General features: G+C 73.4%; 4 protein-coding genes. All 4 read left to right on the top strand.

Annotated features, from left to right (window positions below):
• The first annotated feature begins 1 nt into the window (after position 1).
• From EV562_RS01140 to EV562_RS01125, 4 genes are read left to right on the top strand one after another with little or no spacing between them, the layout of a single operon-like run.
• A complete protein-coding gene (locus tag EV562_RS01140) occupies positions 2–1060 on the top strand; it encodes an iron-siderophore ABC transporter substrate-binding protein (RefSeq protein ID WP_133884717.1) in 1059 nt (352 codons plus the stop codon).
• Positions 1057–2862: an ABC transporter ATP-binding protein gene (locus EV562_RS01135; protein WP_133884716.1), complete on the top strand. Its 1806-nt coding sequence runs from the start codon at positions 1057–1059 to the stop codon at positions 2860–2862. Before EV562_RS01140 ends, EV562_RS01135 begins: the two co-directional genes overlap by 4 nt.
• A 57-nt stretch (positions 2863–2919) precedes the next feature.
• On the top strand, positions 2920–13845 hold the full coding sequence (locus EV562_RS01130) for a non-ribosomal peptide synthetase (protein ID WP_133884715.1): 10926 nt from the start codon (positions 2920–2922) through the stop codon (positions 13843–13845).
• The gene (locus EV562_RS01125; protein ID WP_166661515.1) at positions 13832–15532 is read left to right on the top strand and encodes an ABC transporter ATP-binding protein; all 1701 of its coding nucleotides are present in this window, start codon (positions 13832–13834) and stop codon (positions 15530–15532) included. The genes EV562_RS01130 and EV562_RS01125 overlap by 14 nt, the downstream gene beginning before the upstream one ends.
• The last annotated feature ends 27 nt before the right edge of the window (positions 15533–15559 follow it).

The following is a 15559-nucleotide window of genomic DNA, read 5'->3' as shown; positions in this document are numbered from 1 at the left end:
GATGCTCCTCAGAACGACGCGTATGCAGCCCCGGCGACGACTCGCGGCGGTCCTGTCGGCCGCCGTGCTCGGCGTCGGCCTCCTCGCGGGATGCGGTTCCGAGTCGGACGGCTCGGCGGACGGGAGCGGCGGCGGCACCCCGGCCGCCGCCGGCGCCTTCCCGGTCACCGTGGAGCACGCGTTCGGAACGACGAAGATCGACAAGGCTCCCGAGCGGGTCGTCTCCGTGGGCTACACCGACGACCAGACCGTCCTGGCCTTCGGCATCAAGCCCGTCGGCATGGTCGACCAGTACCCGAACCCGGCTGGCCGGAGCCCCGACATCAACACCCAGTGGCCCTGGGTGAAGGACGAGTGGGGCGACACCGAGCCCGAGGTCGTCATGAAGAACGGCGACACGGGGCCCAACTTCGAGAAGATCGCCGCGCTCCGCCCCGACCTGATCGTCGCCGTCTACTCCGAGATCGACCGGGCCGCCTACGACAAGCTCTCCATGATCGCGCCCACCGTGGGCCGTACCAAGGGCGAGAAGGAGCCGTTCAGCGCTCCCTGGCAGGACAACGCGCTGCACATCGCCAAGGCGCTCGGCAAGGCCGAGGAGGGCGAGAAGATGGTGGCCGACATCCAGGGCAAGCTGGACGCGGCCAAGCAGGCCCACCCGGAGTTCGCGGACCGAACCGCCGTCGTGCTGTCCTGGTACAAGGACTCGGTGGCCCCGTTCACCTCCACCGATGTGCGCGGCCGGCTCGTGACCGGCATCGGCTTCGGCTACCAGACCGAGATCGACAAGGTCGCCGGCGGAGACTTCTACACCACCCTCTCGCCCGAGCGCCTCGACCTGGTCGACGTGGACCGCGTCTTCGTCATCAACGACAAGGCCGACCAGGACGCGCTGAGGAAGTTCGAGCTGTTCACCAACCTCGACGCCGTCAAGAAGGGCAAGGTGTCGTACCTGCTCGACAGCGAGGGCCCGGCGGTCGGCGCGGCCATCTCCCAGGGCACCCTGCTGTCCATGCCGTACGCCGTCGACGAACTCGTCAAGTCGGCCGGGCAGGGGTGAGCGTCACCGACATCCGTGGCGCCGCGGCCCCGGCCGTGCTGCGTACGGCGACCGGACGCGAGGCCGGCCGATGGGTCGCGGCCCACTGCCGCGAGGCGCCGTGGCTGAGCGCCACCACGGTGCTCACCACGGTGGCCGGAGCGGCCCTCCAGGTGCTGCCGGTGCTGCTGCTCGGCCGCGTGGTCGACGCGGTGGCCGGGGGTGAGTCGCCGTCCGTCCTGGTCACGATCGGGATCCTGATGGCCGCCGCGGCGCTGCTCGGCGCGGCGGCGACCGCGGTGTCGACCTACCTGATCGGGCGGCTGGGCGCCGACCTGCTCGCCCGGCTGCGGGAGGGCGCCGTCCGTGCGGTCCTGGGCATGCCCAGCGCCCGCGTCGAGCAGGTCGGCCGCGGGGACGTCCTGTCCCGGGTCGGCGACGACGTCGCCGTGATCTCCAACGGCATCCGGACGGCCGTTCCCACGGTCTTCTCCGCGGGTGTCCTCGTCGTCATCGCCACGGCCGGCATGTTCGGCCTCGACTGGCGGCTCGGTCTGGCGGGCGCCGGCGCACTGCCCGCGTACGCGCTGGCCCTGCGCTGGTACCTGCCGAGGTCGGCCCCGCTGTACCGGCAGCAGCGCAGGGCTCAGGCCGACCGGGCGCAGGCTCTGATCAGCGGCCTCAACGGCATCGACACGGTCCGGGCCTACCGCCTGGAGGACGCCTTCCGCGAGCGGGTCACCCGTGAGTCGTGGCGGGTGCGCGACCTCGGCATCGAGGTGTTCCGGTTCTTCGGCCGCTTCGTCGGGCGGGAGAACCGCGCCGAGTTCATCGGACTGACCCTCATCATCGTGGTCGGATACGCGCTCCTGGAGGCGGACGCGGCGACGCTCGGAGAGGTCTCCGCGGCGCCGTTGCTGTTCCACCGGCTGTTCACCCCGCTGGGCGCCATCATGTTCACCTTCGACGAGGCGCAGAAGTCGGGTGCGAGCCTCACCCGCCTGGTCGGCGTGCTGGGGGAGGACGCGGAGGACCGGCTGGTGGGCGACGCGTCCGTCGGCGGCGCGGCGGCCGGCCCCCACCCGGTGACGGTGCGGGGCCTCACGTTCACCTACCCGGGCGCCGAGGAGCCCGTCCTCAGGGACGTCGACCTGACGATCCCGGCGGGTGGTTCGCTCGCCCTGGTGGGCGCCACGGGCGCGGGCAAGACCACGCTGGCCGCGCTGGTCGCCGGCATCGGGACCCCGCAGGCCGGATCGGTGTGCGTCGGGCCGACCGACCTGGCCGGACTGGACGAGGCCGGGGCGCGGGCCCTGGTGAGCATCCTGACCCAGGAGACCCATGTGTTCTCCGGGCCGCTCGCCGACGACCTGAGGCTGGCCGCGCCCGAGGCGACCGACGCCGAACTACTGGCGGCCCTGCGCACCGTGGGCGCCGGACCGTGGGTCGACGTCCTGCCCGACGGCCTGGACACCCCGGTCGGCGAGGGCGGCGAGCGCCTCGACGTGACCAAGGTCGCCCAGATCGCGCTGGCCCGGCTGGTGCTGGGCCGGACGCCGGTGGTCGTCCTCGACGAGTCGACCGCGGAGGCGGGCAGCGAGGGTGCCGCCGAACTGGAGCGGGCCGTGCTGGCCGCGTGCGCGGGCCGTACCACGCTGTTCGTGGCGCACCGCCTGACGCAGGCCGTGGCCGCCGACCGGATCGCCGTGCTGGACGCCGGACGGGTCGTCGAGGAGGGCACTCACGAGGAGTTGGTGGCCCTGGGGGGACGCTACGCACGACTGTGGCGGGCTTGGCGGGAGGGCAGCCGAGGGGATGGTTAGGTGTGCCTAAGTTAGGTTAGCCTGCCTTCATTCCTTGGAAGGGGCGTTGAGTCTTCGATGATGGAACCGACCGCTTCTCTCGTCCGGTTTTCCCGTGGGCACCTGACCGACATGCGCCGGCGCCTCGGCGACCACCGCGACCGGGCCGTCGCCGAGGCGTGCGCCATCGCCCTGGCGTACTGGGCCGCGGGCCACAGCCCCGCCGGCCTCGACCTCACCCCGGGCACCCTGTTCACCGACGTGCTCGCCTGGGCCGACAACGGCGGGAGCGCACCGAGTGGTTGGCGCGTCGCCGACGACGGCCTCAGCATCGCCCTCCCGGACGGTGTCGCACCGGACGAGGCGCAGCTCGCCCTCGACGACCTGGCCGGCTTCCCGCACCGGCCGCTCGGCACCATCGGCCCGTCCGGCCCCGCGGAGCGGCTGGCGGACCTCGCCCGGTGGAACGACACCGGCGCCGACCGTGTCCGCCCCACCCTGGTGGAGATGTTCCGCGAACAGGTCCGCGCCAGGCCGGACGCCGTGGCCGTGATCGACGAGCGTCACACCCTGACGTACCGTCAGACGGCCGAGTTCTCCGCCCAGTTGGCCCACCACCTGATCGCCCGCGGCCTGACCGCCGAAGACATGGTGGGCATCTCCCTGGAACGCTCCGCCGAGATGGTGATCGGTCTGCTCGCCGTGCTCCAGGCGGGCGGCGCGTTCGTCCCGCTCGACCCGCACTGGCCCGCCGAGCGCCGGACCGTCGTCGTCGAGGACGCCCGGGTCGTCGTACAGCTCAACTCCACGGGTGAGCACGCCCCGGACGAACCGGAGGCCGTCGCCGTCGACCTCGGCGACTGGCGGTTCGAGGGCCAGTCGACCGAGGGCACCGAAGTCACCGCCCCCGGGGACGCCCTGGCCTACGTCATCTTCACCTCCGGCTCCACCGGACGGCCCAAGGGCGCCATGATCCGGCAGGAGGCGATCAGCGAGCGCCTCCTGTGGCAGATCCACGAGATCCTTCACTTCGGACCCGACGACGCGTCCCTGTTCAAGGCGCCGCTGTCCTTCGACATCTCCATCAACGAGATCTTCCTGCCCCTCGTCAGCGGCGGCAGACTCGTGGTCCTGCGGCCCGGCGGCGAACGCGACCCGCACCACCTGCTGAGCGTGATCGCCGAACAGCGCGTCACCTTCACCTACCTCGTCTCGTCCATGCTGGACGTCCTGCTGGAGATGGCGGGCGACACGGGACGCCTCGACAGCCTCCGGCACGTCTGGTGCGGCGGCGAGGTGCTCACGCCCGAACTCTACGAGCGCTTCCGCACCCGGCTCGACATCCCCCTGTACCACGGCTACGGACCCGCCGAGACGACCATCGGTGTCTCGCACGTCGTCTACCGGGGAGCGGCCGAACGCCTGTCGACGTCGATCGGCCGGGCCAACCCCAACACCCAGCTGTACGTCCTGGACGACGAGCTGCGCCCGGTGCCGGTCGGCGTCGGCGGCGAACTGTACGTGGGTGGACTGCTGCTGGGCCGCGGATACGTGAACACGCCGGGGCTGACCGCGTCCCGGTTCGTGGCGAACCCCTTCGCAGACGACGGGTCCCGGCTGTACCGCACCGGCGACCTCGCGCGCTTCGCCCCCGACGGCTCGCTCGACTTCCTCGGCCGCGCCGACAACCAGATCAAGATCCGCGGCATGCGGCTGGAGATCGAGGACGTCGAGGCCGGCCTCGCGGAACACCCCCACGTGCGGCACACCTGCGTCCTCGCGAAGAAGAACCCGGCAGGCGGCACCTACCTGGTCGGATACGTGATCCCGGCCGCCGGACACGCGGACCTGCGCGCGCGGGACGTCAAGGCCTGGGCCGGGGCGCACATGGTGGAGTACATGGTGCCCACCCACGTCGTCGTGATGACGGAGTTCCCGCTCACCGCGAACGGCAAGCTCGACCGCGGCGCACTGCCCGAGCCCGTCGTCGACGCCGACCCGGCCGCCCCGCCCGGCACCGACGAGGAGCGCGCGGTGTGCGCGGCGGTCGCGACGCTGCTCCGACTGGACCGGGTCGGAGTCGACCAGGACTTCTTCCAGCTGGGCGGCGACAGCATCCTGGCGATCTCGCTGCTGAGCGCCCTGCGCGACGCGGGCCTCTACGTCACGGCGGGGCAGATCTTCACCCACAGCACGGTGGGCGCGCTGGCGGCGGTGGCGAGCCGCGAGGACACCACGGCCGTGGACCACCGCGACGTGGCGACCGGAACCGTCGTGGGCTCACCCGTCGTGCAGTGGCTCGGCGAGACCACCGACGCGATCGACGGCTTCGTCCAGTCCGTCGTGCTCAACACCCCCGCCACCCTGACCGCCGACGCCCTCGACACGGTCCTCGCCGCCCTCGTCCGGCGGCATGCCATGCTGCGCGCCAGACTCGTCCGCGGCGACCGCTGGGGATTCGACATCCCGGAGGCGGACCCCCGCACCGTCGCGGCCGCCGCGCGCTGGCAGGAGAGCGACCAGCCGCTCGACGCGTGCGTCACCCTCGCCACCGAGGCGCTGGACCCCACGGCCGGCGCGATGGTGCGGGCCGTCTGGCGACGTGCAGCGCGCCAACTGGTCCTCGTCGTCCACCATGTGGTGGTCGACGGCGTGTCCTGGCGGATCCTGATGGAGGACCTCGCCACCGCCTGGCGGCAGTACACCTCGGGCGCTCCCGTCGAACTCCCCCCGGTGGGTACGTCGTTCCGGCGCTGGACCCAGCTGCTGGAGCGCGCCGCGTTCGACGCGGACGGCTCCTGCTTCCGGCGCCCCCTGCCGGGGCCGGACCTGCCACTGGGCAGACGGGCCCTGGCCGAGGGCGACACCGTGGCGCGCGAGCGCGTCCGCACCGTGTCGGTCGGCGCAGGGACCACGGCCGCGCTGCTCGGCAGGACACCCGCCATGTTCCACGCGGGTGTCAACGACGTCCTGGTGACGGCGCTCGCCGTCGCCCTCGCCCGGTGGCGCCGCGACCTCGGCCAGGACCAGACCTTCGCGCACATCGAACTCGAGGGCCACGGCCGCGAACCGCGGTTCGTCGCGCCGACCGCCGGCTTCGAACCCGAACTCTCCCGGACCGTCGGCTGGTTCACCACCCTCTTCCCGGTCACCGTCGAACCCGGCCCGGCACCCGACCTCACCGCACCCGGATACCTGGCCGCCGCCCTCAAGGCGGTCAAGGAAGACCTCGCGCGCGTCCCGGACCACGGCGTCTCCTACGGCGCCCTGCGCCACCTGGCCGGGGCCGCCTTCGACGCACCCGCGCCCCAGGTGCTCTTCAACTACCTGGGACGCTTCGAGGCGGGTTCGTTCGCCGACTGGCAACTCGCGCACAGCAGCGACCAGTTGGGGGAGCGGCGGGACCCGCGCATGCGCCTGCCCCGAGCCCTGGAGTTCAACGCGATCGCCGAACCCGCCCCCACCGGCGCCCACGAGCTGGTCACCACCCTCTCCTGGCCCGACGGCATGTTCACCGGCGCGGACATCACCGCACTCGCCACGTACTACCAGGAGGCCCTGCGGGGGCTGGCCGCGCTCGACGAGGGCGGCCACTCGCCCAGCGACTTCCGCCCGCTGTCGCTCACCCAGGCCGACGTCGACGCCCTGGACGGCCCGGCGCTGCTGGACATCCTCCCGCTCACCCCGCTGCAGGAGGGCCTGTACTTCCACTCCGTCTACGACGACGACACCCACGGCAGCTACGTCGAGCAGCAACTCCTGACCCTGGAGGGCGAGGTGGACCCCGAGCGGCTCGCGGCCGCCACCGTCCGCCTGCTGACCCTCCACCCGAACCTCGCCGCCCGCTTCGTGGCCCTGTCCGACGGCCGGGTGGTCTGCGTGCTGGAGAGCGGCGCCGTGCCGCCCTTCACCGTCCTGGACCGCCCCGGCATCGGCGACGACGAGATCCGCGCCCTCGCCGAGCGGGACCGCAGGGCCGGGTTCGACCTGGCCACCGGACCGTTGATGCGGTACACGCTCGTCCGGGCGGGAGCGCACCGGCATGTCCTGGTGCAGACGGTGCACCACATCATCGCCGACGGCTGGTCGGTGCCGCCCATGCTGCGCACCCTGCTGGCCGAGTACCACGCACCCGGTTCCGGACACGCCCTCGGCGGCTTCGCCGACCACGTGCGCCGCCTCGCCGGACGCGACCAGGACACGAGCGACCGGGTGTGGGACCAGCAGCTGGCCGGGCTCGCCGGCCCCTCGCTGATCGCCGAGGGACACCCGCCCTCCGACCGGTTCGCCGACGCCGCCGTGACGGCGGACACCGACGTCGACGCGGCGGCCCGCGCCGCCGGTGTACCGCTGAGCGTGGCCGTGCACAGCGCCTGGGCCCTCACGCTCGGCGGCATGCTGCACAGCGACGACGTGGTGTTCGGCTCCACGGTGTCCGGCCGCGACGCGGACGTGCCCGGCATCGGGGACATGGTGGGCCTGTTCATCAACACCGTCCCCCTGCGCGCCCGGTGGACCGCCGCCACCACCGCGCGTGACCTGCTCGCAGCCGTCCGGGCACACCAGAGCGCGGTCCTGCCGCACCAGCACGTCTCGCTGGCGCGGATCGCCCGCCGGTCCGGCACCGGCACGCTCTTCGACACCCTGGTGGTGTTCGACGTGGCGACCGACGTGGACGCGCTGCGGCGCCCGGGCGACACGCTCGCCGTCACCGACATCGTCAACGAGGGCGCCCCGCACTACCCGATGACCCTGGTCGTGGAGCGCACGCGCGACGGCCGCCCGCGCTTCAACCTGATCCACGACACCGGGCTGCTGCGCGAGACCCGTGTCCGCGAGATCCTGCACACCTTCATCCGGAACCTCACCGGTCTGCTCACCCGGCCGGACACCCCGGCTGGCGACCTGGCACACCGAGAAGCCGGGCACACCGGGCCGGTCACCCGGGCGACGCTCGGCGACCTCTTCGACGCCGCGGCACGGCGTACCCCGTCGGCCACCGCCGTCACCCAGTGCGCCCTGGACGGCGCCACCCGCTCCCTGACCTACGGCCAACTGGCCGACGCCAAGAACCAGCTGGCCGCCGTCCTGCGCGCGGCCGGGGCCGGTCCGGGCCGGCGCGTCGCCGTCGCCCTGCCGCGCTCCGTCGAGCAGGTCGTCGCCCTCGTCGCCGTCGTCGGCGCCGGCGGGGCGTATGTCCCGCTGGACCTGGCCTACCCGGACGAACGCCTGGAGTACGCCCTCGCCGACTCCGCCCCGCAGGTCGTCCTCGTCGACCGGGAGCAGCGCGACCGGTTCACCCGGCTGCTGAACCGCGCGGGCGTGCCGGCCCGGGTGCTGGTACCGGACGAGGAGCCGGCGCCTGCCGTCCGGGAACCCGGGCCCGCGGTCGGGTGGCACGACCCCGCCTACGTGATCTACACGTCCGGATCGACCGGCCGGCCCAAGGGCGTCGTCGTCCCGCACGCCGCCGTCGTGACGCTGCTCGCCCGCACCCGTCCCGTGATGGGCTTCGGCCCGCACGACGTGTGGGTCCAGTTCCACTCCTACTCCTTCGACTTCGCCGTCTGGGAGCTGTGGGGCGCGCTCGTGCACGGCGGTGAGCTGCTGGTGCCGGAGTACGGACTGACCCGTTCCCCGGTCGACTTCCACCGGCTGGTGCGCGAACGCGGCGTGACGGTGCTCAACCAGACCCCGTCGGCGTTCTACCGCTTCGCCGAGGCCGACCTGCGGGCGGGTACGCCGCTGCCCGCACTGCGCCGGATCATCTTCGGGGGCGAGGCGCTGGACCTCGGACGGCTGCGCGACTGGGTCGACCGGCACGGCACCGCCACCCCCGAGCTGGTCAACATGTACGGCATCACCGAGACCACCGTCCACGTCACCCACCGGCTGCTGACCGACGCCGACTTCGCGCCCGGCGCCGCCACCACCAGCCCCATCGGCGGTCCGGTCCCCGGCCTCGTCACGCACCTGCTCGACGACCGGCTGCGCCCGGTGCCTCCCGGCCGCGTGGGTGCCATCTACGTCGCGGGCGACCAGGTCTCGCTCGGCTACCTGGGCCGGCCGGGACTGACCGCGGCCCGGTTCGTGGCCGACCCGTTCAGGGCGGACGGCTCCCGCATGTACCACACGGGCGACCTCGCCCGCCGCACGCTCGACGGCGAGCTGGAGTTCGTGGGCCGCGCCGACGACCAGGTGCAGCTGAAGGGGTTCCGGATCGAGCCGGGCGAGGTGGAAACCGCGATCCGGGCCCTCGACGGCGTGGCCGACGTCGCCGTCACCGTGGCGGACAGCGAGGACCACCTGGTCGCGCACGTCGTGGGCCGGGTGCCCGACGACCTCACCGCGCTCCTGTCGGCGAAACTGCCCCCGCACATGGTGCCGGGCCTGGTGCTGCCGGTGGACGCCCTGCCGCTCACGGTCAACGGCAAACTGGACCGCGGGGCGCTGACCGAACGCGCCGCCCGGACACCGGACGCGAAGGGCGACGCGCCGAACGGCGGGCACGACGCCGTGCTCGCGTCACTCGTCGACCTCTTCGCCCGGGCGCTGCCCGGCTCCGCCCCGGACGCCGACACCGACTTCTTCGCCGCCGGCGGCGACAGCATCGTCGCCATCACCGTGATCAACCGGGCCAGGGCGATCGGCCTGCCGATCGCGCCCCGCGACGTGTTCCTGCTCAGGACGCCCCGCGCGCTCGCCGCACACCTGGCGGCACGCACCCCCGGTGCCGAGCCGTCTCCCGCGCCCGCCCGTCACGAGGACGGCCCGCTGCCGCCCACACCGATCATGCTGCGCCAGCGGGAGCTGGGCGGATCGCTCCACCGGTTCGCCCAGGCCAGGACGCTGACCGCACCCGAAGGGACCGGACTGTCCGACGTGCAGCGCGCCGCGCGGGCCGTCGTCGCCGCACACCCGGCGCTGCGACTGCGGCTGCGCGTCGAGCACGGCGTCTGGTCCCCGCGCACGGAACCGGACCGCGAGGTCACGGTCGTCCGCGGAAGGGGGACCGACGCGGCGCGCGCGGCCGACGACGCGGCCGGCCGCCTCGACCCGGGCGCCGGCGAGGTCGTCGCCTTCACCTGGCTGGAGGCGAGCCGCACCCTCGTGGTCGCCGTGCACCACCTCGCCGTCGACGCCGTGTCCTGGCTGATCCTGCTGGACGACCTGGCCGACGCCCTGCGCGGTGCGGCCCCGGCACCGCAGACCACGCCCTACGCGGAGTACGCCCGGGCCCTCACGTACCGGTCCGCCCACGAGACCGACGGCCTGGCCCACTGGATCAGCACGCTCGGGGCTCCCACGCCGCTGCCCACCGGCGGCAGCACGCGCGAGCGGACGGTCGTCCTCGCACCCGGGGTGAGCGACCGCGTCACCCGCACCGCACCCTCCGCGCTGGGCCTCGGACTCACCGAGCTGCTGTGCGGCGCGCTGCGCACCGCGCTGACCCGCATCCAGCCCTCGCCCACCGACCTGGCGGTCGATCTGGAACGGCACGGCAGGGTCCCCGCCCTCGACCACCACGACTACACCCGCACCGTCGGCTGGTTCACCGCCATCGCGCCCGTACGGCTCACTCCGCACACCGACCCCGTCGCCGCGGCGCGCGAGGTCGCCCAACGCAGGCCGGACGAACGCGCACACGTCGCCTACGGCGGCCTCAGGTACCTCAACCCGCAGACCGCGCCGCTGCTCGGCACCGCCCACCCGCAGGTGCTCTTCAACTACCTGGGGCGGGGCCACGAGACCGACGCGCCGCGGCTCACCGGCGGCGACCGGCCCGGCAGCCCGTACGCCGTCGAGGCCGACGCCTGGACCGACGCCGCCACCGGCAGCCTGCACGCCACCTTCACCCTCGCCGAGGGCGTCCCGGACGAGATCACCGAGCACTGGCTGCGCGCACTGGAACACCTCGCGGACGCCTCCGCCACGGCGGAGCGCACGGCACCGGTCACCCCCCTCCAGCGAGGCCTGTACTTCCAGACCCAGCTCACGGGCCCGGCCGGGCACTACGTCGCCCAGAGCTACTTCACCTTCGAACGGCGGCTCGACACCGACGCGCTGGCCGAGGCGATGGCGTACGTCATCGCCCGGCACCCGGCCGTGGGCGCCGGCTTCACCACGGACGAGAACGGCAGTCCCGTCCAGGTCCTCTCCGCCGGCCGGCGGGTCACCGTCCGCACGGTCGGCGCGGCGACGGACGCGGAGGCCGACGCCCTGCGGCTGCGGGACCGGGAGACGGGCTTCGACCCCGGCGAGCCGCCGCTGATCCGGCTGACCGTGGTCCGCCTGCCCGACGACCGCGACGGACTGCTCCTCAGCTACCACCTGCTGCTGTGGGACGGCTGGTCCCGGGAGATCGTGCTGCGCGACCTGTTCGACGCCTACCGTGCCGTCCTCGACGGCGCTCCCCTCGACGCCGCACCCGCCGGTCCCGGCTTCGAGGACCACGCCCGGGCCCTCGCCGCCAGGGACCCGGCCGTCTCCGAACGCTTCTGGGCCCGGCACCTCGCCGGCCTGACCGGCCCCACCCTGCTCGCCGGGCCGGCGCCCACGCTCCCCGACGACCTGCCTCGCGCCCTGGTGCGCACCCTGACCACCGGGCAGTCGGACGCGCTGAAGGCGGCGGCCAAGGCCCACGGCGTCACCCTGAACTCCGTGCTGACCGGCGCGTTCGGCCTCTTCCTCGGTGCCCGCACCGGCCGCGGCGACGCCGTCTTCGGCGTGACCGTCTCGGGGCGGGAGGGCGAAGGACTGTCCGACGTCGTCGGCGTCCTGCTCAACACCGTGCCCATGTGGACGCGCGCCCGGCCGCACGACACGGTCCGCGCCTACCTGACGTCCGTGCAGACGGCCCGGGTCGAGGCCATGGAGCACGAGCACCTCGGGCTCGGCGAGATCCAGCGGGCCGCCGGCCACGACACCCTGTTCGACAACCTGTTCGTCCTCCAGAACTTCCTGGACCTGGACGCCTTCGCCGAGATGAACGCCCGGCACGGCATCACCTCGGTGCGGGCCGACGACTCCACCCACTACCCGTTCACGTGGGTGGTCACCCCCGGCGACCGGCTCACCGTCAAACTGGAGTACCGCGACCACGACACCGCGGGCGCCCGGAGCCTCCTCGACGACTACCTGCGCGTCCTGGAAGACCTCACCGCCTCGGACGGTCCCGTCGGCGCCCTGCCGGGTCCGGTGCCCGCCCCGGAGGCAGGTGAACGCACCGACGTCGGCACGGACACGGTCGTCGACCGGTTCGACCGGGCGGCGGACGCCGAACCGTGGCGCGTGGCTCTCGTCGCCCACGGCGCGGCCCTGACCTTCGCCGAACTGAGGGACCGCAGCCGCGCGGTGGCGGGCGTACTGGTGCGGCGCGGCATCGGCCCGGAGACGGCGGTGGGCATCGCCCTGCCGCGCTCGCTCGACTCGATCGTGGCCCTCTTCGCCGTGCTGCGCACCGGTGCCGCCTACGTGCCCCTGGAACTGGACCACCCCGACGAGCGGATCGCGGCGATCGTGGCCGACGCCCGCCCCCGTGTCGTCCTCACCGTCAGCGCGGTCGCACACCGGCTCACCGGGGACCTGATCGAACTCGACCGCCCGCTGCCGGACGCCGAACCGTTCACGACCTTCGCGCCGGACGACCCGCACCGGCTCAGGCACCCCGCGTACACGATCTACACCTCCGGCTCGACCGGCCGGCCCAAGGGCGTGGTGACCGAGTACGCCGGACTCACCAACATGCTGGTCAACCACCGGCGCCGGATCTTCGGACCGGTGCTGGCGGACCACGGGCACCGGACCTTCCGCATCGCCCACACCGTCTCCTTCGCCTTCGACATGTCGTGGGAGGAACTGCTCTGGCTCGCCGACGGTCACGAAGTGCACATCTGCGACGAGGAGTTGCGCCGCGACGCGCCCCGGCTGGTCGCGTACTGCGCGGAGCACGGGATCGACGTCGTCAACGTCACCCCGACCTACGCGCAGCAACTGGTGGCCGAGGGCCTGCTCGACGACCCGGCCCGCCGGCCCGCGCTGGTGCTGCTGGGCGGCGAGGCCGTCACCCCGGCGCTGTGGAGCCGGCTCGCCGACACCGAGGGCACCGTCGGGTACAACCTGTACGGACCCACCGAGTACACCATCAACACCCTCGGCGTCGGCACGTTCGAGTGCCCCGACCCGGTGGTGGGCGTCGCGATCGACAACACCGACGTGTACGTGCTGGACCCCTGGCTCCGGCCGCTGCCCGACGGCGTCCCCGGCGAGCTGTACGTCGCGGGCATCGGCATCGCACGCGGCTACCTCGGGCAACCCGCCCAGACCGCGCACCGCTTCGTCGCCTGCCCGTTCGGCGCCCCGGGGGAGCGCATGTACCGCACCGGAGACCTCGTGGTGCGGCGGCCCGACGGGAACCTGATGTACCTGGGCCGCACCGACCAGCAGGTCAAGATCCGGGGCCACCGGGTGGAGCTCGGCGAGGTGGAGGCCGTGTTCGCGGCGCACCCGGCGGTGCGGTTCGTCGCCGCCGTCGCCCAGCCGGATCCGCAGGTCGACGGCGCCCACCGGCTGGCCGCCTACCTCGTGCTGGACGGCGCCGGCCTCGCCGAGGTCGCCGGTGAGGTCGGCACCGCACTGCCCGACTTCCTCCGCCCCACCCACTACGCCCGGGTCGACCGCATCCCGCTGACCGTGAACGGGAAGGCCGACACCAAGGCGCTCCCCGAGGCGAAACCGCTCGGGGCACTCACCACGGCGGCGGAACGCGCACCGGAGACGGAGACGGAGACGACGGTGTGCGAACTCTTCGCCGAGGCACTGGACCTGGACGACGACGAGGTGAGCGCCGTGAGCGACTTCACGGCCCTCGGCGGGCACTCCATGCTGGCGGTGCGGCTGACCGGGCTGCTCCGCCGGGAGTACGGTCCAGTGATCACGGTCCGCGATCTGATCACCCTGCGAACCCCGGAAGCGATTGCCCACCACCTCGATGACCACTCCTGACACCCAGCGGCCCCGCACGGGGTCCGACATCCTCCGTACCGCCCTGCGGCGCAACGTCGGCGCGATGGCCTGGGGCACCGTCCTCATGGGCCTCTACCAGGCCGGTGAGACGGCCTTCCCCATCGCGCTCGGCCTGATCGTCGAGCACACCATGCGCCACCGGAGCCCCGACGCGCTCGGCCTCTCCGTCGCCGCGCTTGCCGTGATCATCACGACCGTGTCGCTGTCCTGGCGGTTCGGGATGCGGATCCTGCAGAAGGCCAACACCACCGAGGCACACCACTGGCGGGTCCGGGTCGCGGGGACCGGGCTCCAGCCGGTGGCCAGGGACGTCGACCTCAAGTCGGGCGAGGTGCTGACCATCGCCACCGAGGACGCCGACCAGACCGCGGACATCATCGAGGTCGTGCCGCTGCTGATCAGCTCGCTCGTGGCGGTGCTGATCGCCGCGGTCGCGCTGGGGCTGGCCGACCTGCGGCTCGGGCTGCTGGTCATCGTGGGCACCGTCGCGATCCTGTCCGTCCTCAGCGTGATGTCCCGGCGCATCGGCTCCAGCACCCGTGAACAGCAGGCGCGGGTGGCGCGCGCGGGCGCCAAGGTCGCCGACCTCATCATCGGCCTGCGCCCGCTGCACGGCTTCGGCGGCAACCACGCGGCCTTCCGGTCCTACCGCAGGGTCAGCACCGAGGCGAGGCGCCAGTCCGTCACCGTGGCACGGGTGGGTGGCGTCTACGCGGGCACCGCGCTCGCCCTCAACGCGGTACTCGCCGCCGCCGTGACCCTCACGGCCGGGTGGCTCGCCTTCGAGGGGCGGATCACCATCGGTGAGCTGGTCATGGCCGTGGGCCTGGCGCAGTTCATCATGGAACCGCTGAAGCTGTTCTCGGAGATGCCGAAGTACGTGATGATCGCGCGCGCCTCCGCCGAGCGGATGGCGCTGGTCCTCGCGGCACCCGCGGTGACGACACCGGGGACGGGGCGGCCGGTCCGGGGCACCGACCTGGAGGTCGACTGCGTCAGTCACGGAATGCTGCGCAAGGTCCGCTTCCGGGTCCGGGCAGGGGAGTTCGTGGCCGTCGCGGCCTACCAGCCCCGAGCGGCGGCCGAACTCGCCGAGGTCCTCGCCCTCCAGGTCCCGCCCGACGCGTACGAGGGGACGGTGCGCCTCGGCGGACGGGACCTCGCGGACCTGGCGGTGGCGGCGGTCCGCGAGCACATGCTGGTCAATCCGTACGACGGCGAGATCTTCGCGGGCACCCTGCGGTCCAACATCGACCCGTCGGGCACCAGCCGCAGGGTCCCCGAGGCCGTCGAGGCCTCGATGCTGACCGACGTCGTCGCCCTGCACCGGGAGGGGCTCGACCACGCCGTGCGCGACCGGGGCGCCAACCTCTCCGGGGGGCAGCGCCAGCGGCTCTCCCTGGCCCGCGCCCTGGCCGCCGACAGCGACGTCCTGGTGCTGCGCGACCCGACCACGGCTGTGGACGCGGTCACCGAGCAGCTCATCGCGCGGGGCGTCGCCGGACTGCGCCGGGGCCGCACCACCCTGGTGATCACGAGCAGCCCCGCCCTGCTGGCCGCCGCCGACCGTGTACTCGTCCTGGACGAGGGCGTCGTCACCGCCGATGACACCCACCGCCGCCTTCTGGCCACCGACGAGGAGTACCGCTTGGCGGTGACCAGGTGACCAGGTGACCAGGTGACCAGGTGACCA

This window comes from Streptomyces sp. BK208, from assembly GCF_004364245.1.
In the GTDB taxonomy this organism is placed as follows: Bacteria; Actinomycetota; Actinomycetes; order Streptomycetales; family Streptomycetaceae; genus Streptomyces.
This window is presented reverse-complemented; position numbering and strand designations above follow the sequence as displayed.